This is a genomic window from Acidimicrobiales bacterium (assembly GCA_035536915.1).
Classification (GTDB): Bacteria; Actinomycetota; Acidimicrobiia; order Acidimicrobiales; family JAHWLA01; genus JAHWLA01.
This window is the reverse complement of record DATLNE010000031.1, coordinates 69,720-88,614: the sequence shown is the minus strand read 5'-3', so window position 1 is coordinate 88,614 and position 18,895 is coordinate 69,720. Positions and strand designations below refer to the sequence as shown.

At 68.7% G+C, this 18,895-nt stretch carries 18 protein-coding genes, 1 tRNA gene and 1 pseudogene; 5 read left to right on the top strand and 15 right to left on the bottom strand.

Annotation, left to right across the window (positions count from 1 at the left end; all coding sequences use genetic code 11):
• Positions 1-65 precede the first annotated feature (65 nt).
• Complete coding sequence (locus tag VM938_07940) at positions 66-599, top strand: superoxide dismutase family protein (protein HVF74964.1); 534 nt, start codon at positions 66-68, stop codon at positions 597-599.
• 504 nt (positions 600-1,103) lie between these two features.
• Here the strand turns inward: VM938_07940 and VM938_07935 are convergent.
• The 5 genes from VM938_07935 to VM938_07915 form a co-directional block, all read right to left on the bottom strand.
• A complete protein-coding gene (locus VM938_07935) occupies positions 1,104-1,940 on the bottom strand; it encodes a hypothetical protein (protein ID HVF74963.1) in 837 nt (278 codons plus the stop codon).
• Positions 1,937-3,007 carry a hypothetical protein gene (locus VM938_07930; GenBank protein ID HVF74962.1) on the bottom strand — a complete coding sequence of 357 codons (1,071 nt, stop codon included), beginning with the start codon at positions 3,005-3,007 and terminating at the stop codon, positions 1,937-1,939. The genes VM938_07935 and VM938_07930 overlap by 4 nt, the downstream gene beginning before the upstream one ends.
• Positions 3,008-3,711: 704 nt before the next feature.
• Positions 3,712-3,795 (bottom strand) — tRNA-Leu (locus VM938_07925).
• A 4-nt stretch (positions 3,796-3,799) separates the two neighbouring features.
• Positions 3,800-5,257: an ATP-binding protein gene (locus tag VM938_07920; GenBank protein HVF74961.1), complete on the bottom strand. Its 1,458-nt coding sequence runs from the start codon at positions 5,255-5,257 to the stop codon at positions 3,800-3,802.
• Positions 5,254-5,913, bottom strand: coding sequence for a response regulator transcription factor (locus tag VM938_07915; GenBank protein ID HVF74960.1), 660 nt, complete (start codon positions 5,911-5,913; stop codon positions 5,254-5,256). Before VM938_07915 ends, VM938_07920 begins: the two co-directional genes overlap by 4 nt.
• Before the next feature lie 102 nt (positions 5,914-6,015).
• On the opposite strand from VM938_07915, the gene VM938_07910 reads away from it, so the two are divergent.
• The 4 genes and pseudogenes from VM938_07910 to VM938_07895 all read left to right on the top strand — a co-directional run bounded on the left by VM938_07910 (position 6,016) and on the right by VM938_07895 (position 8,119).
• Positions 6,016-6,477, top strand: a complete 462-nt coding sequence (locus VM938_07910) for a hypothetical protein (protein HVF74959.1) — start codon at positions 6,016-6,018, stop codon at positions 6,475-6,477.
• A complete protein-coding gene (locus VM938_07905) occupies positions 6,467-6,982 on the top strand; it encodes a hypothetical protein (protein ID HVF74958.1) in 516 nt (171 codons plus the stop codon). Before VM938_07910 ends, VM938_07905 begins: the two co-directional genes overlap by 11 nt.
• A complete protein-coding gene (locus VM938_07900) occupies positions 6,972-7,730 on the top strand; it encodes an FAD:protein FMN transferase (GenBank protein HVF74957.1) in 759 nt (252 codons plus the stop codon). Before VM938_07905 ends, VM938_07900 begins: the two co-directional genes overlap by 11 nt.
• Positions 7,727-8,119: pseudogene (locus VM938_07895) on the top strand (ferric reductase-like transmembrane domain-containing protein). Before VM938_07900 ends, VM938_07895 begins: the two are co-directional and overlap by 4 nt.
• Before the next feature lie 114 nt (positions 8,120-8,233).
• Here the strand turns inward: VM938_07895 and VM938_07890 are convergent.
• The 10 genes from VM938_07890 to gap form a co-directional block, all read right to left on the bottom strand.
• The gene (locus VM938_07890; protein ID HVF74956.1) at positions 8,234-9,826 is read right to left on the bottom strand and encodes an ABC transporter substrate-binding protein; all 1,593 of its coding nucleotides are present in this window, start codon (positions 9,824-9,826) and stop codon (positions 8,234-8,236) included.
• Positions 9,827-10,855 carry a dipeptide ABC transporter ATP-binding protein gene (locus tag VM938_07885; protein ID HVF74955.1) on the bottom strand — a complete coding sequence of 343 codons (1,029 nt, stop codon included), beginning with the start codon at positions 10,853-10,855 and terminating at the stop codon, positions 9,827-9,829.
• Positions 10,852-11,901 (bottom strand): ABC transporter ATP-binding protein, encoded by a 1,050-nt coding sequence (locus tag VM938_07880; protein ID HVF74954.1) that lies wholly within the window; start codon positions 11,899-11,901, stop codon positions 10,852-10,854. The genes VM938_07885 and VM938_07880 overlap by 4 nt, the downstream gene beginning before the upstream one ends.
• 2 nt (positions 11,902-11,903) lie before the next feature.
• A complete protein-coding gene (locus tag VM938_07875) occupies positions 11,904-12,881 on the bottom strand; it encodes an ABC transporter permease (protein ID HVF74953.1) in 978 nt (325 codons plus the stop codon).
• Positions 12,874-13,854, bottom strand: coding sequence for an ABC transporter permease (locus VM938_07870; GenBank protein HVF74952.1), 981 nt, complete (start codon positions 13,852-13,854; stop codon positions 12,874-12,876). The genes VM938_07875 and VM938_07870 overlap by 8 nt, the downstream gene beginning before the upstream one ends.
• A 99-nt stretch (positions 13,855-13,953) precedes the next feature.
• Positions 13,954-15,618, bottom strand: a complete 1,665-nt coding sequence (locus VM938_07865; GenBank protein ID HVF74951.1) for an ABC transporter family substrate-binding protein — start codon at positions 15,616-15,618, stop codon at positions 13,954-13,956.
• Between the two features lie 63 nt (positions 15,619-15,681).
• The gene (gene secG / locus VM938_07860) at positions 15,682-15,900 is read right to left on the bottom strand and encodes a preprotein translocase subunit SecG (protein ID HVF74950.1); all 219 of its coding nucleotides are present in this window, start codon (positions 15,898-15,900) and stop codon (positions 15,682-15,684) included.
• Positions 15,901-15,971: 71 nt separating this feature from the next.
• Positions 15,972-16,748 (bottom strand): triose-phosphate isomerase, encoded by a 777-nt coding sequence (tpiA, locus tag VM938_07855; protein HVF74949.1) that lies wholly within the window; start codon positions 16,746-16,748, stop codon positions 15,972-15,974.
• Positions 16,735-17,871, bottom strand: coding sequence for a phosphoglycerate kinase (locus tag VM938_07850; GenBank protein ID HVF74948.1), 1,137 nt, complete (start codon positions 17,869-17,871; stop codon positions 16,735-16,737). The genes tpiA and VM938_07850 overlap by 14 nt, the downstream gene beginning before the upstream one ends.
• Positions 17,871-18,878, bottom strand: coding sequence for a type I glyceraldehyde-3-phosphate dehydrogenase (gene gap / locus VM938_07845; GenBank protein ID HVF74947.1), 1,008 nt, complete (start codon positions 18,876-18,878; stop codon positions 17,871-17,873). The genes VM938_07850 and gap overlap by 1 nt, the downstream gene beginning before the upstream one ends.
• Positions 18,879-18,895 lie beyond the last annotated feature (17 nt).

The following is an 18,895-nucleotide window of genomic DNA, read 5'->3' as shown; positions in this document are numbered from 1 at the left end:
TCGGGTGGGAGGACGCGACAGCACCGGTGACCGATCGAAAACCGACCCGGAGGACCGACTACCCAATGGCATCCAACCCGCTGATCCGAACCGCATCGTGCATCGTTGCGGTCGCCGCTGCGATCTTCGTCACCGCAGCATCACCGAGTGGCGCCCTGGCGCCCACCAGCGCCCGCGCCGCGGGCGAGCTCCGCGACCTGCAGACCGCGACTGCCCAGCCCACCGACAACGCCACCGCGCAGGTCACCGCCACCGAGTCCGCCGGGTCGACGACCGTCACCCTCAAGGTGCAGGGCATCGACCACGCCGCAGCAGGCAGCGTCCTCGGCGCGCACGTGCATAGCGGTACGTGCATCGAAGGCAACGGCGCAGCCGCCGGGCCCCACTACAACACCACCGGTGGCCAAGACATCTCCGACGAGACCGAGGTCTGGCTCGACATCACCGTGCAGCCGAACGGCACCGGCTACGCCTCGGCCACCGTGCCGTTCACCATCCCGTCGGGAGCCGCCGGCTCAGTCGTCATCCACGCATTGCACACCGACCACGTCACCGGTGCCGCCGGATCACGCTGGGCCTGCCTCCCCGTCGCCTTCTGAAAACATCGGCGAGGGGTCGCGCCCGGAGCCGCCGCGACCCCTCGCGACATCCGGGCGCAGTCACACCCGACCCCGAACCGAAGTCACCGCGCTTCGACATCGCCTGCAATTCCCACTCTCTTTCCCTGCCCGGGTCGGCCATGACCGCTCACGAGCGCGGCGCATGGGGCGTATGCCACGTCCTGTCCACGGCCAGCGCCCGGTAGGGGATGTCATTACCAACGCCACGCTTTGCCGGTGTCGAGGACTTTCTCATACGCATCTTCGATCGTACGACCGCGAGCATCAGACTCGGCACGGGCGGCCGCCACCGTCGCGTCCTCGGCGGTAGTGCGCCGGTGGCCGCGTCAGCGAGCGGGATAGCGCGAAAGGGGGGTGCTTCGTCGCTGTCGCGGTCCGGCCATGGTTACGCCTTGCCTAAACCTGAGAACAGACAGAAGGACACGCCGGCATACGACCTCGACCAGGCTCACTGGTCAGTGAATCGGGGCGTCCCGTCACCGCCTACGACAGGCTTGCGATGAAGTTGACGCAGACAGCGCGAACGCGTTCCTCCGGAACGCCAAGGCGGAGCGCGCGGACGGCCATCACCACGCCTGGCGCGCGCCGCGCGCCGAACTGGGCCCGCAGGAACTCGAGCCCTCGCTGTGCCGACCCTGCGACCCGTCGGTCGTCGCGCAGCGTCGCTGCGACTTCGTTGATCCGCTCCGCCGGCGTGGTCAGCATGAGGCGGTAGACATCGGAGGCGTCCTTGTCGATCAGCCGGTCCGGTCTCGTCGACTGCTCGAGGCGATCCTGGATCTTGTGCGCCTTTGCGATCAAGAGTGCGGTCGGTCCGGCAACTCGGCTGTCGATGGCCCGGGCATCCTTCGGCTCTAGTGCCTTTATCGTGAGCACGTCGTTGTCGAGGATCGCCGCTTCGAGACCCACCGCCTTGCGCGCTGCCCGCTTGCCGTGGAGCCCGAGGCGCGCCCCTCGGCTGCCTCCGGGCGGCGCGATGCCCTCGGGAACGATGAGGTCGACGGGGATGTCGATCACCTCGCCGTCGACTTCCACGGTTCGAGTCCAGACGCCGGGCTGCTCTACTCCCATCGGCCCCAGCGCGTGACCGAACCGAACCCCCATGACGTCTTCGAGCAGCGGAATGTCGGTGAGGCGATCGCTGTCGACGGCCAGGTCGCCGTCGGTCGTGTACTCCGCAACGCCGACGTTCGTTGCCCCGGATCGGAGATAGACAGCTTGCGCGCCGACGACGACGATCGCATCGCGGTGCTCAGCGAGGTCTTCAAGAGCGTCGAGCAACACTCGCCGGGCCGCGACGTAATAGGGATCGGCACTCATCGGCGACGCTCCCGGTAGGCCGCCAGCGAGGGATACTGCCAGGCGTCGGTGTTCGCCTGCATCCACTCAAGCAGCGCGTCGCCTTCAGACGGCATCCGTCCGCTCCCCCCGAGGCAGTCGACAGCGAGCTGCGGCAGGTTGACGAACTGAACGCCGTCGGCGGCCCACGTGTCCTCGACGACTCGATCGTTGGACGGCCAGAGCAATGCGACTTCGGCGGCTTCGTCGGCGGGGAGCAGCCCCAGTTCCTTCTCGATGTCTTCGAACTTCGGAAGCGCCCCGCCCGGGACGAGGTACATCACGAGTAGCGCAGGGGCGGCGATCGGTGCCTTTCGGACGGCAGCGAATGATCCGGTGACAACGACCGTGTTGCCAACCGTCGAGCGAGGCAGCGACTCGAACACGGCCCGGGCACCGTTCGGAGCGAAATACGTCCGGGTAGTGTTTGCGCGGAACAAGTCGACCGACTGGCCCCGCTGTCGCAGCATCGCCAGCCACTCGACCGCTTCGACCGGTCCTCGCGGGTCCCGGCGGATCAGCGCCTCGTCAGCGAGGCGGTCAAGGACCCGGCTCACGTAACCACGACTGATCCCGGTCGCCTCCTCGATGTCGTTGACGCCATAGGGCGGGACCACCTCGGCGACGAAGCGGACGACTCGACCGACCTTCACGCCGGAGAGCCCTACGACCCGCTTGGACGTCTTGTCCGACGGCCGTCGATCCGCGCCCGCCGTCTCCACGAAAATCGGTGGCTGCTGCATCACGAGGCGAATGTTGCCGGTGAGGTCGAGGTAGCTGATGTCCTCCTCAGCCAGCCGCTGGCGGGTTCGGGGTGAGAGGAAGTCGCTGACGAGCAGGATGGCGCGGGAGCCAGCTGCTTCTCGGAGCCGGCGGGTCAGGCCCCCGAGCAGACGCTCGACATCGGCTGCAGCGAAGCCGGGTTTGGCCTCGACGATGGCGCTGCCCATCCCCATCCCGCCTTGGGTGCTGAACGCGAACAGGGCGTCGCCTTCCCCCGTGCCCGCGCCCTGGCCCGCAGCGCGCTCAACCGTCCAGCCCGGCGGCAAGCGCGAGGCCAGTAGTTTCAGGGCCGCTTCAACTAGGTCGGCTGCTTGTCTCACAACCACGCTCTGAGTTTACAGGCAACTCAGATGAGTTTCGCAAGATTCTTAGTTTCCCGCTTTGAGAAAGTGGCCGTCCTGCGAAACAACAGCGGTCCGGCCACCACGAAGTACGCCACCACCAATCGGCAGGCACCCGAAGACGGTCGACGTGCGTGAAGACGTGATCCTCGACAGTGCAGCCCTGGCTGGAGAGGATGTTCGATGCAGACCACATCGACACCACGCTGGCCGCGCTCGTGGCTGCGATTGAGGAGGGCAGCGACGACTAGCAGGACGCGGAGGCCGATCAGCGGGCGCGGGACACCATCGACCGCTGCAACGCGCGGCTGGTGAGCTACAAGGCCGCGTGAGACGAGGGTGGGGACGCAGCCGTCATCGGCAAGTGGATCGCGGAACGTCGGCGGAACGGGCCATCGCCACCCAATTGCTCGCCGCTGTAGTCGGACGGCCCGCTCGTAGCGACCTGTCCGCAGCGGGCGAAGCCGGTAGCCCTGATCGGTCATTGCGGGCTGCTGCGGCCGCCTTGGGGGGATGCTGACGCCGCAGAGCGCAACCGCCTGCTGGAGCAACTTGGCATCCACATGCGGTTCGATCCCGACGCCAGGTGCGTGCGGGTTACAGGCGAGGTTCCATGTAGGAAACCGTCGTGTCGGAGGGGGGACTTGAACCCCCACGCCCTTGCGGGCACTAGCCCCTCAAGCTAGCGCGTCTGCCTATTCCGCCACTCCGACGTGGTCACACCGGCGGACCGGCGCGGTCGGTCACTTTAGCGCGGTCGGCTTCGTCCTCTGCTGGCGTCGGGCGCTTCGCCGAACGGCGGGCGGGGCGCAGTCGAACGCAGGCGTCGAGGCCGCCGCCGGGCGCCTCCAAGAGTTCCACCTCTCCCCCGTCGGCCACCACCAGTTGCCGCACGATCGCCAACCCGATGCCGAAGCCGCCGATCGACGAACCGGCGTCGCCAGCTGCGTGCCAGAACCGGTCGAACGCCGCCGCCCGCCGCTCGGGCGCCATGCCGGGGCCTTCGTCGACCACGTGCACCTCGATCCACTCGTCGACAACCTTTGCCGTCAGCGTCACCGTCCGGCCCGCGGGTGAGACCTCGACGGCGTTGGCGATCAGGTTGTCGAGCACCTGCTCCAGGTTGCCCGGCGCTGCCGAGGCGACGACGCCGTCGGCGGCTCGGTCGACCAGCGACACCTCCCGCTCCTCGGCCAACGGCGCCCAGGTTGTGCGCCGGTCGTGGAGCACGCCAGCCACATCGACAGGCACGCAGTTCGACGGCCGGTGCTCGGCTCGGGCCAACTCCAACAATCCGTTCACCAACCTCGACAGCCGGTGCACCTCCGCCAACGCGCCCTCGACGTCCTCGCGTGCCCGTTCCGGCACATCCCCTTGCAACACCTCCAACCGCAACCGCAACGCGGCCAGCGGCGTGCGCAACTGGTGCGACGCGTCGGCCACGAACGCCCGCTGGGCATCGACCAAGCGTTCCAACTTGGCCGCGGTGGCGTTGAACTCCTCGGCCAACAACCGCAGCTCCGACGGCCCGTCGGGCACCGGTGCCCGGGCGTCGAGCTCGCCCTCCCCCAAGCGCGACGCCGCCGCTTCGAGCTCTCGCAACGGCTGGGTCACCGCCCGCGCCAACCGCAACGACAACAAGGTTACGAACCCCAACACCACCAGCCCCACGCCCGCCAACACTGCCCACGTGCGCACGATGCGCTGCTGCATCACCGACGCCGGGTACGTGATGCGGACCACGCCACGCAGCTCGTTGCCGCTGACCACCGGCACGGCGACGTACAGCAGCTCGGTGTCGAGCGTGTCGGACCGTCGGAACCCCCGCACCTGCTTGCCTTCCAACGCCCCGGCCACCTCCGGCCTGCCGGCGAAGTCACGGGGACCGGGTGCGAGCGGGTCGGAGTCGGCCAGCAGGGTGCCTTGGCGGTCGACCACCACCGCCCGCCCACCGGTCGTCGCCTCGTAGCGGTCGACCACCCCTTGCAACTCGGCGTGGCGCCCCTCCTCCAACGACTCCTCCACGTGCAGGGCGATCGTCAGCGCGTCGCGTTCCACACCGGCGATGAGGTTGCTGCGCTCGAAGCGGGCGAAGGTGGCGCCCAGCGGCACCTCGAGGATCACCAGCATGAAGGCGGTGACCGACAGGTAGCCGATCAGCAGGCGCCGGGTCACGGCACCGCTTGCAGCCGGAAGCCCACGCCCCGCACCGTCTCGATCCAGCGCGGGTCACCGAGCTTCTTGCGGATGGCGGCCACGTGCACGTCGAGCGTCTTCGTCGGCCCGTAAGACGGCTGGCCCCACACCTGCTCCATGATCTGCTGACGCTCGTACAACGCCCCCGGGTCCTGGGCCAGCAACGACACCAGGTCGTATTCCTTGGGCGTGAGGTCGACGACCTCGCCGTTCACGGCGATGCGCCGGGTGCGCCGGTCGATCGTCATCGACCCGATCGACATCGGCCCGTCGGCGCGCTCGCGCGGCGCCCGCCGTCGGGTGACCGCTCGCATCCGGGCCACGAGCTCACGGAACCCGAAGGGCTTGACCACGTAGTCATCCGCGCCGAGCTCCAGCCCCACCACCCGATCCACCTCTTCCGATCGAGCCGTCAGCACGATGATCGGCACGTCGGACCGCGCCCGCATGCGCCGGCACACCTCGTAGCCGTCGATGTCGGGCAGCCCGAGGTCGAGCAGCACGACATCGGGCTCCTCGGCGTCCAGCGCCGCGCCGCCGGTGGCCACCCGCTCGACCGAAAAACCCTCTCGTTCGAGGCCCTTTGCCAACGGTTCGGCAATGGCGTCGTCGTCTTCGACGATGAGCACCCGCACCTCACTACGGTCGCACATCCCGACGGGGGTGCCGTGCGACCTTTGCCAAGGCTTTGCCGTTCCTTGGTTCCATTTCCCCGGCGAGAAGCCGACGATGAAGCCATGACTCGCGAACGGCCCCTCAACCGCCGGACCGCACTGGCGACTGCCGGTGCCGTCGCGGCAACGGCGCTGACTGCCGCCCTGGCCGTGGGCGCCAACTTCGGGCTCTTCGGCATGGCAGGCAACAGCGACAACGTCGGCACCTTCACGCCGCTCTCGTCGGAGGACACCACCTCGACCACCGAGCCCGAGGTCGAAGTCGAGACACGGGTCGTCGAAGTCGGCGAGTCGACGGCGACCACCACCCTGACGCCGACCACGATCGACGACGGCAACGGCGCAGGCACGACGCCGACCACCGCGCCACGCCGCACGAGGACGACGACGTCGACCACCATCGACGACCACGGCGGTGACGACGCCCGCAGCGACAACTCCGGGCCCGGCAGCACGAACAGCGGCCGCAGGAGCGGAGACGACGACCGCAGCGGCTCGGGCGGCGGCGGGTCGGATGACGACTGACGACGTCGAACGGCAACGCCCGTCGGCCGAAGACCGGCGGGCACAATTGGCTCGGCTGCGGGCGGAGCGGGCCGAGCCGACACCCACCGGCGCTGAGACGAATTCCGCCGACGATGTCGCAGAAGTCGCGCGCCGCCGCGCGACTTCTGCGAAACCGACGAAGCGGCGGCATGCCGCGGCGGCGGCGCGGATCGTGGTGGCGGGAGCCAGCGCGTCGGCGACGTTCGGGTTGATGACGGCGATGGCCGCCGCCGAGCGTCCCCAGCAGGAAGTGCACCTGGTGGAGGCGGAACCTGCCCCGGCACCGGCGCCGCCGCCCCGCCGCAAGATCGTCGAGATCGTGATCGTGCAACGCACACAAGTGCCGTCGGCCGCCGCTGCTCCCGCCACGACGGCGCGGCCGGCGGCGCGGCCGTCCGCTTCGGCACCCGCCAAAACGGCCGCCGCGCCCAAGCCCAAGCCTGCCCCCAAGCCCAAGGCGGTCACTCGTTCCGGTGGTAGCTGAACGCACCTTCCGCGCCATGGGCACGACCTGCCACGTGATCGTCCGCTCCGGCGGCGAGCGCCACCTCGACCGCGCCCAGCAGCACATCGAAGACCTGGAAGCCAAGTGGAGCCGCTTCCGGCCCACCAGCGAGCTCTGCCGCCTCAACGCCAACGCGGGCCGCACCTGCGTCGTCTCCAAAGCGACCCGCGACGTCGTCGCCAAGGCCGTCAACGCGTGGCACATCACGGACGGCCTCTACGACCCCACCGTGCTCCCCGCCCTCCGCGCCGCGGGCTACACCCGCTCGTTCGACCCCGGCCTCCCCGCCCCCGACTACGAACCCACGCCCTCGCCCGGTTGCGCCGACATCGCCGTCGGCACCACAACCGTCACCCTCCCCCCGCACGTCGCCCTCGACCTCGGCGGCATCGGCAAGGGCTATGCCGCCGACCTCGTGGCCGCCGACTTCGACGACGACTGCTGCATCAACATCGGCGGCGACATCCGCGTACGAGGTACCGACTGGGTCGTCGCCGTCGAAGACCCCGACGACCTGAGCAACGACCTCACCACCGTCACCCTCGACGACAACGCCGTCGCCACCACCAGCCGGGCCAAGCGGCACTGGGGCGACGGCACGCGGCACCACCTCATCGATCCCCGTACCGGCGCGCCCGCGGCAACCGACACCGTGGCGGTCACCGTCACCGCACCGGAAGCGTGGCAAGCCGAGACACAGGCGAAAGCGGCCTTCCTTCGATCATGAACGACAAGCTCTGGTGGTACGTCGCCCGCGCCGGCGGGCTCACCTCGTGGTGGTTGCTCACCGCGGCCATTCTGTGGGGACTGCTCCTGTCCACTCGCATCACCACGGGCAAGCCGACCAAGCCGTGGCTGCTCGACCTCCACCGCTTCCTCGGCGCCCTCTCGCTCGTCTTCACCGGCGTGCACGTGCTCGGCCTGGTGGCCGACAGTTGGGCGCAGTTCGGCTGGGCCGAGACGTTCGTGCCCATGGCCTCGCAGTGGCGGCCGGGGCCGGTGGCCTGGGGTGTGGCCAGCCTCTACGTGCTCGTCGCCGTCGAAGTCACCAGCCTGTTCATGCGCCGCATCCCCCGCCGGTGGTGGCGGCGCATCCACGCCACCAGCTTCCTGCTGTTCGTCACGGCGACCATCCACGTCTTCACCGCGGGCACCGAGGCCCGCAACCCCGCCGTGCAAGGCACCGGCCTGCTCATCGCCGCCTGCTTCGTCTTCCTCGCCGTCTACCGACTACTCGGGCCGCGCCAGCCACACCGCGGCGCCGTCGAACGTGCCGGCCGCGGTGAGCGCCAGCCCCCGCACCCGCGACGAGACGACCGTGTGCAAGTGGAACTGGGCCACGGGGATGACGGGCAGCGTCTCCATCACGGCGCGCTCGGCGGCCCGGAACAACTCGGCGCGCCGAGCGGCGTCGGGCTCGGCCCGAGCGGCCCGCAGCTGCTCGTCGACGGCGGGGACGGAGAACCCGGTGAGGTTGTTGGGCGACCCGCTGAGGAACAGCGGCGGCAGGAAGTCGTCGGCTGAGGGGTAGCGGGCGATCCACCCCAAGCGGAACAGCTCCTGCTGCCCGCTCACGGCGTAGTCCTTGTAGTCCTTGAGCGACTTGGGGGCCAACACCAGGTTGATGCCGATCTCGGCCAGCCCCGCCTGCATGGCCTTGGCCACCGCCGCCTGGGCCTCGTCCTCGTCGTAGCCCAGTTGCACTTCGGGCGGCGGCGCCTCACCGAAGACCTCTGTGACCAACGCCTTGGCTCGGGTGGGGTTGTACTTGCACCGCTCGCCGCAGGCGTCCTCCTGCGAGCCCGCCACCCCGGCCACCACCACGCCCTCGGTCGGCGTCACCGTCGAGCCGTACACCGCCCGCACGATCGAGCGCCGGTCGATGCCTCGTACGATCGCCTCACGGAAGCGGGGGTCGGCCAGCTTGGGCGACTTGAGGTTGAACCCGTAGAACAACTCGGCCAGGTAAGGACGGAAGGCGTCTCGGCCGTAGCGCCGGGCCGCGGTGTCGACCTGCTCGGGCGGGACTGACGCCACGTCGAGCTCGCCGTCGACGAAGTCGCTGTAGCCGCCCGCCACGTCGGGCACCTGCACGAAGTCGATGCCGTCCAACAAGGCCCGCCCGCCCGGCACCGCAGCCAACGACACCACGTCGTCGCGCCGTGCCTTCATGGCGAAGGGGCCGCTGCCCACGGGCGCATCGGCGAACGCTGGCGCGGGCGCGGGCGCTTCCACCGCTTCCCTGGGCACCACGCCGAACACCGGGCTGCTCAACACCAGCGGCAACGCCGACCACGGCTGGTCGAGCGAGATGTGCACCACGTCGGCCGCCGGTGCCGTCACGCCGGCCAACTCGGGCGTGGTGGCCTGCACGGCAAACGCCGAGTAGCCGGTCACCAACGACAACAGGTCGGAGCCGGGGGAACCTGAGCCCGGCTTGGCGATGCGCTCCAACGTGTACTTCACGTCGGCTGCCGTCAGCGCCCGTCCGTTGGCGAACGTGGCACCCGGTCGCAGGAAGAAGTCCCACTGGCGCAGGTCGGCCGATGCCTGCCAGCGGGCGGCCAAGGCAGGAGCCGCATCCGTGGTGGCGGGGTCGAACACGGTGAGGCTGTCGAAGAGCTGGTCGGCCACCAGGAGCTGGTCGACCGAGCGGGCCTGGGCCGGGTCGAGCGATCCCAGCGTGGCCACGCCGACCCGCAGCACGCCCCCACGCTGGGGCGGTGCAGGAACGTCAGGCCCCGAGCCGCCCTTGTCGTCGTCGCCCGTGCACGCACCCGACACCAGCACAGCCGCCAACACGGCGGCGACCCACGTTCGCACCTAGACGACTTGGGCGATCTCGGCGAAGTGGCACGCGGACGGGTGCCCTTGCCCGCGGTCGACCAGCGGCGGCTCTTCCACGGCACAGATCTCCTGCGCCTTCCAGCACCGGGTGCGGAACCGGCAGCCCGACGGCGGATCGACCGGGCTCGGCACGTCGCCCTGCAACACGATGCGCTTGCGCCGCCGTTCCGCCTTGGGGTCGGGCAGCGGCACGGCGGAAAGCAGTGCCTGGGTGTAGGGGTGCGAGGGCCGTTCGTAGATGTCTTCGCGGGTGCCGATCTCCATGACCTTGCCCAGGTACATGACCGCCACCCGGTCGGAGATGTGGCGCACCACGGAGAGGTCGTGGGCGATGAACAGGTAGGCCAGACCCAGCCGCCCCTGCAGCTCTTCGAGCAGGTTGACCACGCCCGCCTGGATCGACACGTCGAGCGCGGAAACCGGCTCGTCGAGCACGATCACCTTGGGCTCCAAGGCCAGGGCGCGAGCCACGCCCACGCGCTGGCGCTGGCCACCGGAGAACTCGTGCGGGTAGCGGTTGCCGTGCTCGGGGTTGAGGCCCACCAGCCCCAGCAGGTCGCGCACCTTGGCGGCCCGGTTGCCCTTGTGCAGCCCGTGGATCACCAGCGGCTCGGCCACGATGTCGTTGACCGTCATGCGCGGATTGAGCGAGGCGTAGGGATCCTGGAAGACAATCTGGATGTCGCGGCGCGCCCGGCGCAGGTCACGGGCCGACATCGCGGCCATGTCGGTGCCCTGGAAGCGAACGGTGCCCGACGTCGGGTCGTGGAGGCGGAGGATGGCCCGGCCCGTGGTGGACTTGCCGCACCCCGACTCGCCCACGATGCCCAACGTCTCGCCCGGGTAGAGGTCGAACGACACCCCGCACACGGCGTGCACCTGGCCGGTGACGCGGCGCAGGATGCCCCTGCTCGTCACCGGGAAGTGCTTGACCAGGTCGCGCACCTCGAGGATGGGCTCGCCCGTGCGAGCCTCGCCCGACGATGCCGCTTCGGTGGCAGTCATGCGCCCTCACTCGAGCCGGTGACCACGTCGTCGACGGTGGCGACCTCGAACACGGAGTCGGCCCGCACGTCGCCCGCCAGTTCCTCGGCGTAGTGGCAGGCCGCCCGATGGCCTGCACCCTCGATCGGCCGCAGCAGGGGCTCCACGTCGTCGCAGTTGGCCCGGGCCATGGGGCAGCGCGGCGTGAACGGGCAGCCCGGCGGCAGGTTGATCAACGACGGCGGCGCCCCCTTGATCGGCGTCAAGGTGTCGCCCTCCACGTCGAGGCGGGGCAACGAACCCAACAGGCCGAGCGTGTAGGGCATGCGCGGCGAGTAGTAGATGTCGTCGACGGTGCCGATCTCGACGGGCTTGCCCGCGTACATCACCAGCACTTCGTCGGCCATGCCCGCCACGACGCCGAGGTCGTGGGTGATGAGCACGATGGCGGCGCCCGTCTCGTCCTGCGCCTTTTCCAACGTCTCCAAGATCTGCGCCTGCACGGTCACGTCGAGGGCGGTGGTGGGCTCGTCGGCGATGATCACGTCGGGGTCGTTGGCCATGGCCATGGCGATGACGGCCCGCTGGCGCATGCCGCCCGAGAACTCGTGCGGGTAGTTGTCGACCCGTTCCTTGGCGTTGGGGATGCCCACCAGTTGCAACAGGTCGACGGCACGGTCCCTGGCCGCCTGCTTGTCGACGTCGTGGTGGGCCCGGACCGCCTCGGCCAGCTGCCACCCCACCGTGTAGACCGGGTTGAGCGACGTCATGGGGTCTTGGAAGATCATGGCGATCTCCTTGCCCCGCACCGACGTGAGGTCCTTGTCGCGCAGGCCCAGCAGCTCCTTGCCCTTGTAACGGACCGAGCCGCCAATGCGGGCCGTCTTGGGCAGGAGGCCCATGACGGCAAGGGAGGTGACGGACTTGCCCGAGCCCGACTCCCCCACGATGGCCAGCACTTCGCCGGGGTCGAGCTCGAAGGTCACGCCGCGCACGGCCTGCACCACCCCGTCGTGGGTGGCGAACTCGACGGTGAGGTCCTCGACCTCCAGAACGGGGGTGGTCACGGCTAGGCCCGCACTTGGTTCTGCGTCGGGTCGAAGGCATCACGAAGGCCGTCACCGACGAAGTTCACGGTGAGGGCGATGATGATGATGAACAAGCCCGGGAAGTAGAACAGCCACGGCCGGGTCTCGGCCGCCTGCGCGCCTTCCGACACCAACAGGCCCAGCGACGTGTCGGGCAGGCGTACGCCGAGGCCGAGGTACGACAGCGCCGTCTCGGTGAGGATGGCCAAGGCGACCGAGATGGTGGCGTTGACGATGATCGGCCCCACCGCGTTGGGCAGCAGGTGGCGGAAGATGATGCGCCGGTTCCCCGCCCCCAGCGCCCGCGCCGCTTCCACGAACTCCTTCTCCCGCAACGACAAGAACACGCCGCGCACCACCCGGGCTATCTGGGTCCACACCAGCCCGGCGATGACGATGGAGAGGAACACCCAGCCGTTGGCCCGGTTGGCGAAGCGGTTCGACAGCAGGGCGTAGATGGCGAACGACGGCACGGTGAGCACCAGGTCGGTGAAGCGCATGAGCACGTTGTCGACCAGGCCGCCGTAGTAGCCCGCGATGGCCCCCATGAGGGTGCCGAAGGTGGTGGAGAGGAAGGCGACCAACAAGGCGATCGTCACCGAGCGCTGGGCTCCGCGCAGCACCTGGGCGAAGGTGTCGTGGCCGATGCCGTCGGTGCCGAACGGGTGCTTCCACGACGGCGCCGAGGAGTACTCGTCGCTGATCTCGGCGAACCCGTAGGTCCAGAACCGGCCGCCGAACAACGACAGCAGGATCACGAAGACCAGCACCAAGAGGCTGGCCACGGCCAGCTTGTGCGAGAGGAAGCGGCGCAAGACCATCTTCCACTGGCTGCGGGCTTCGACGGTGAACTCGCGCTCGGGCCTCGCCGTGGGCTGCACCCCGCCGCCCACGCCGGCCGGGGCGGGAACGCCGCCGCCGAGGCCCTCGCCCGTGGTGACGTCGGAAGCGTCAGGCATATCGAATCCTCGGGTCGAGGACGCCGTAGAGCACGTCGGCGATCAGGTTGAACAACACGACCGCCACCGCCGTGACCATGAGCCAGGCCAGCACGATGTTGGGGTCGTAGGTGCGGATGCCTTCGATGAGCATGTCGCCCATGCCCTTCCAGGCGAAGACCTCTTCGGTGATCACCGCCCCGCCGATGAGCTGGCCGAAGTCGATGGCCACGACGGTGGTGATGGGGATCAGGGCGTTGCGCAAGGCATGCCGGACCATGACCCGGCGGGGCCGCAACCCCTTGGCCCGGGCCAAGCGCAGGTAGTCGCTGTTGAGCACGTCGAGCATCGACGAGCGCTGGAAACGGGACCAGCCGGCGAAGTAGATCAGCGCCAGGGTCAGCACGGGCAGGACCATGTGCCCGGCCGAGTCGCTGAGGCGGTCGAAGAAGTTGCCCTGCAGGTTCGGCGTCTCGTGCCCCACCGTGTAGATGTAGGTGTCGCCGAGGAGCCGGTTGAGCCGGATGGCCAGGAACAGCTTCAGTAGCAAGGCCAACCAGAACACGGGCATGGATAAGAAAAGGAACCCCGTGAAGGTCGCTGCGTAATCACCCGCCGAGTACTGCTTCACGGCGCTGAACACGCCCACGGTGATGGCGAGGACCAGCGCCAGCGCGATGGCCGCCAGGACCATGCGCAGGGTGATCTTCAGCCGGTCCCACAGCATGGGGCGCACTTCGCGACCGTCGATGGCCCGGCCCATGTCGCCCTTGACGAAGCCCTTGAGCCAGATGGTGTAGCGCTCCGGCGCGGATTTGTGGAGGTTGAGCTGTGTGCGGCGCAACTCGATGACCTCGGGCGGGGGCGGAGGGTTGCGCCCCTGGAGGTCGGACAACGGGTTGCCTGAGTTGGCCACCAGCGTGAAGACGATCACGGACGACAGTGCAAGGACGAGCACCGAGCCCAACAGCCGTCGAACTACGAATCCGAGCATCTGCACCCCGAGTGTAGGCACTCACGGACGAAACGAGGGGCCGGCGAACCGGCCCCTCGTTCAGCTTGCTTCAGTGCTGTGCTACGACCCGTCCGGAGACTAGGCCGCCTGCTTCTTGCCGATTTCGACGGCGTTCCAGAGCGGACCCTCGGTCGTCGCGTTGTCGCGAATGTTGCCGTAGGTATCGCGGTAGGGCAGGAACGTCGGCTTGGCGTACAGCGGGATGGTGGCCAGGTCGGCCCACACCTGCTTGTCGATCTCCTGCGACAACCGGATGCTCTCCTTCGAGTCCGGGGTCGAGATCGCCTTGTTGAACATCTCGCCGACCTGGGCGTTCTCGTACTTGCCGTAGTTGGAGTCGCCACCAGGCGAGAAGATCGCCTTGTTGGAGCTCACGGTGAACGGCGTGCCGACCCAGGCGAACAGCGCGATGTCGAAGTTGCCGGCCGAGATCTCGTCGAACACCGCCGAGCCGGGGACGTTGGCAATTGTGATGTCGATGCCGACTTCCTTCAGCTGGGCCTGGATCAACTGCTCGGTCTGCTCACGGAGGGCGTTGCCGCCGGTGGTCGAGATCCGCAGGGACAGCTTCTTGCCGCCCTTTGCGTAGATCCCGTCCGTACCCTTGGTGTAGCCCGCCTTCTCTAGGGCCCCGGTGGCCTTGGTGACGTCACGCTTGTGGTACTCCTGGCCGTGGGCCTCGTAGTCCGGCTGGCCGGTGAGCCAGATGCGGTTGTCGAGGCGCTGGCCCCGCTCGTCGAACTGCTTGACGGTGCGGGTCACGATGTCGTCGCGGTTGAGGCCCCAGGCGATGGCCTGGCGCACTTCCTTGACGCCCAGGTGCTCGTTCTTGAAGTTGAAGTCGATGTGCTCGTAGCTCAGGCCGTAGTTGATCTCGCTCTTGATGCCGGGGATGGCCTTCACCCGCTGCACGAGGTCGATCTGCGGCTGCGGATAGGCGAGGTCGATCTCCTTGTTCTCCAGCGCCTGCGGCACGGTGGCGGCGGTGAGGCCGAATCGCACGAGGATGCTGTCGAGGTTCGGCTTCGGGCCCCACCACTTCTCGTTGGGCACGAGCGTCAGGCTCTGGTCCTTTGTGTAGGACGCGATCTTGAAGGGACCGCCCGACCAGGTCGGGGGGTTGGCCAGGCCGGTGTTCCAACCACCGGGGACCGTCTTCATGATGTGAGCCGGAAGCATGTTGGCGAACAGCGACTTCCACTCGGCAAAGGGTGTGGTGAACACGACGGTGACGGTCTTGCCGCCGTCGGAGCCGGTGACCGACTCGACGTTCTCGTAGCCCGTCTTCGACGCGATGTCGATTGTGGCGTCCTTGCCGTTCTGGTTCTGCCACATGTAGATGAAGTCGTCGGCCGAGATCGGGGTGCCGTCGGACCACACGGCTTCCTTCTTGATCTTGTAGACGACCGTCTGCGGCGTGTCCTTGGTCTGCTCGGCGGAATCGAGCAGGTTCTTGTCCATCACCACTTCGAAGTTCGGCAGGGCGCGGAAGGCCTGCGGGTACACGTTGATCACGATGTACTGCAGCGACGCCTTGTTGTCCTTCGAGGTGAGGTTGTTGAATCCGCCCACCTGCTGGTCGGACGCGTAGGTGATCGTGCCGCCCTTCACGACCTCGGCTTGATCACCGCCGCCCTGCCCCGCGCCGTTGTCGTCGTCGTCGCCCCCGCCACAGGCCGCTGCGACCAGGGCCAGACAGCTGACCAGGACGAGCAGCCGGGCTTTCGCTCCTCTGCGTTGCACGAGTGGAACCTCCTTGTCCCGGGGGCTTGGGTCCCTACCGGGTGGGTGTAGTCGCCGATGTGGTCATTGCAGCCGTATCGCCAGTAGCACGGTGGTGAAAGCGAAGATGACAGCGGTTGCCACCGTGATCCGGTCGAGGTTGCGTTCCACCACGGTGGAGCCGGCCGCAGCACTTCCGACCCCGCCGCCGAACATGTCGGACAAGCCGCCGCCTCGCCCGCTGTGAAGCAGGATCAAGAGGATCAGCAGCAAAGACACGATGACATGGATGACGACGATCACAGCCGTAAGCACTAGGTCCGCTCTCCTTCCCCTGGCGGGACCGGTCGGAATGTAGCAGCAGCGACGCGCGATTAGGCGTCGCGGTACTGCACGATTGGTGCGAACTCCGCGGGATCGAGGCTGGCGCCGCCCACCAAAGCGCCGTCGATGTCGGGCTGCGCCATCAGTTCGGCGATGTTGGAGGGCTTCACGGAACCGCCGTACTGCACCCGCACGGCGGCCGCCGCAGCGTCGCCGAAGGCCCCCTGCACGACCGTGCGAACCCGGGCGCACATGGCCTGGGCGTCCTCCGCCGTGGCCGTGCGGCCGGTGCCGATGGCCCAGATGGGCTCGTAGGCCACCACGAGCCCGGCCACCTGGTCGGCCGACAGCCCGGCCAGGCCCGCTTCCACCTGCGCCGCGACCTTCTCCTCGGCGCCGCCTGCCTCGCGTTCTTCCAACGTCTCGCCTACGCAGAGGATGGGCGTCATGCCGTTGGCCAGGACCGCCTTCACCTTCTTGTTGGCCGTCTCGTCGGTCTCGCCGAAGAGCTGGCGCCGTTCGGAGTGGCCCACGATGACGAGCACCACGTTGAGCTTGGCCAACATGCCCGGGCTGACCTCGCCGGTGAAGGCGCCCTTGTCTTCCCAGTGGCAGGTCTGGGCGCCCAGCAGGACGGGGATGCGATCGGCGTCGAGCACCGTCTGCACCGAGCGGATGTCGGTGAACGGCGGGTGCACCGACACGTCGACCGCTTCGTAGTCGTCCTTGGTCAAGGCGTACGACAGCTTCTGCACCATCTGGATGGCTTCGAAGTGGTTGTGGTGCATCTTCCAGTTGCCGCTGATGATCGGCTTACGACCGGGCATTGGGTGCTCCTCGCAGTGCGGCCAGGCCGGGCAGGTCGCCCTGCTCCAGGAACTCCAGCGACGCGCCGCCGCCGGTCGACACGTGGCCCACTTCGTCGTCGAGGCCGAACTTGGCCAGCGCCGCCGCGCTGTCGCCGCCGCCCACGATGGTGAAGCCCGAGCAGTCGGCCACCGCTTGGGCCACCGCCGCGGTGCCCGCCGCGAAGCGGGGATCTTCGAACACGCCCATGGGCCCGTTCCAGAACACCGTGCGCGCCTCGTTGACCTCGTCGCCGAACTCCGCCGCGGTACCCGGGCCGATGTCGAGGGCCTTCCACCCGGCCGGGATGGAGCGGCCGAACTGGCGCACCTCGCCGCCTGCGCCGGGGTTGCCGATCTCGCCGCCGGGGCCGAGGGCCACCACGTCGGACGGCAGCAGGATGCGAGCGCCCGTGTCGAGCAGCTTGCGGCACGTCTCGACCTGGTCCTCTTCGAGCAGCGAGTCGCCCACCTCGTGGCCCAGGGCCTTGAGGAAGGTGAAGCACATGCCGCCGCCGATGACGAGGGCGTCGCAGCGTTCGAGCAGGGCCGTGATCACCCCGAGCTTGTCGGACACCTTGGAGCCGCCGAGCACGGTGACGAACGGGCGCTTGGGGTTGTCGAGCAGGCCGCCGAGGATCTCGACTTCTTTGGCCAACAGGCGCCCGGCCGCGCTGGGCAAGCGGGCGGGCGGGCCGACGATCGAGGCATGCGCCCGGTGGGCGGCGCCGAAGGCATCGTCGACGTAGGCGTCCATGCCTTCGCAGAGCGTGTCGACGAAGGCGGGGTCGTTGCCCTCTTCGCCGGCGTCGAAGCGCAGGTTCTCCACGAGCTCCACGCCCGGGGCCAGCTCGGCCAAGCGAGCGCGCACCGGGTCTATGGCGTACTTGGGATTGGCTGTGCCCTTGGGACGGCCCAGGTGGCTGCACGCCGTGACCTGTGCCCCGCGCTCCTGCAGCCATGTGATGGTCGGCAGGGCAGCGCGGATGCGCAGGTCGTCGTCGATGCGCCCGTCGGTCAGCGGGACGTTGAAGTCGGCCCGGAGGAGGACTCGCTTGCCGCTGACGTCGGGAAGGTCTTCGAGTTGCGGGACCGGGGCGACCACTACTTGTTGGCGCCGCCGACGATCACGGCGAGGTCGACCAAGCGGTTGGAGTAGCCCCACTCGTTGTCGTACCAGCCGAAGACCTTGACCATGTTGCCCAACGCCATTGTGAGCTTGGCGTCGTAGGTGCAGCTGGCGGGCGAGCCCACGATGTCGGAGCTGACGATCTCGTCCTCGGTGTAGACGAGCACCTTGGAGAGCGGCCCGTCGGCGGCCGCGGCCCGGAAGGCCTCGTTGACCTCGTCGACGGTGACCTCGCGGCCGAGGATGCCGGTGAAGTCGGTGATCGACCCGTCCTGCACGGGCACCCGCAACGACTGGCCGTCGAGGCGGCCCTTCATGGCTTCGAGCACCAGGCTGGTGGCGCGCGCCGCGCCGGTGGAGCTGGGCACGATGTTCGCCGCGCTGGCCCGGGCCCGGCGCAGGTCCTTGTGGGCCAGGTCGAGCAGGTTCTGGTCGTTGGTGTAGGCGTGCACCGTCGTCATCAGGCCCTTCTCCACGCCGAAGGCGTCGTCGAGGACCTTGACCATGGGCACGAAGCAGTTCGTCGTGCACGAAGCGTTGGAGACGATCTTCATGTCGGCGTTGAAGGCGTCGTCGTTCACGCCGACCACGAAGGTGCCGTCGACGTTGGTGGCCGGGGCGCTGATGATCACACGGGGGGCACCGGCGTCGATGTGGGCCACGGCCTTGGCGCCGTCGGTGAAGATGCCGGTCGACTCGATGACCACGTCGACGCCGAGGTCGCCCCACGGCAGGGCCTTGGGGTCGCGCTCGGCGAACACCTTGAACTCGTCGCCGCCGACGGCGATGCCGTCGCCCGTCACGCGCACGTCCTCTTCGAGGCGGCCGTGGGTCGAGTCGTACTTCAGGAGGTGCGCATTGGTCTCGGGCGAGGTGAGGTCGTTGACGGCGACCAGGTCGATGTCGGCCCCTGCCTTCTTCGCCGCTCGGTAGAAGTTGCGCCCGATGCGACCGAACCCGTTGATCCCGACGCGTACCGCCATGAATGGCCTCCTCGTAA

Excerpts from the sequence above, each read along its gene's own strand:
- VM938_07935 (HVF74963.1), bottom strand. The coding sequence starts at position 1,940 with ATGAGTGCCGATCCCTATTACGTCGCGGCCCGGCGAGTGTTGCTCGAC.
- VM938_07885 (HVF74955.1), bottom strand. The coding sequence starts at position 10,855 with ATGACTGCCACCGAAGCGGCATCGTCGGGCGAGGCTCGCACGGGCGAG.
- VM938_07870 (HVF74952.1), bottom strand. The coding sequence starts at position 13,854 with ATGCTCGGATTCGTAGTTCGACGGCTGTTGGGCTCGGTGCTCGTCCTT.
- gap (HVF74947.1), bottom strand. The coding sequence starts at position 18,878 with ATGGCGGTACGCGTCGGGATCAACGGGTTCGGTCGCATCGGGCGCAAC.
- tpiA (HVF74949.1), bottom strand. The coding sequence starts at position 16,748 with ATGCCCGGTCGTAAGCCGATCATCAGCGGCAACTGGAAGATGCACCAC.
- VM938_07910 (HVF74959.1), top strand. The coding sequence starts at position 6,016 with ATGACTCGCGAACGGCCCCTCAACCGCCGGACCGCACTGGCGACTGCC.
- VM938_07940 (HVF74964.1), top strand. The coding sequence starts at position 66 with ATGGCATCCAACCCGCTGATCCGAACCGCATCGTGCATCGTTGCGGTC.
- VM938_07905 (HVF74958.1), top strand. The coding sequence starts at position 6,467 with ATGACGACTGACGACGTCGAACGGCAACGCCCGTCGGCCGAAGACCGG.
- VM938_07875 (HVF74953.1), bottom strand. The coding sequence starts at position 12,881 with ATGCCTGACGCTTCCGACGTCACCACGGGCGAGGGCCTCGGCGGCGGC.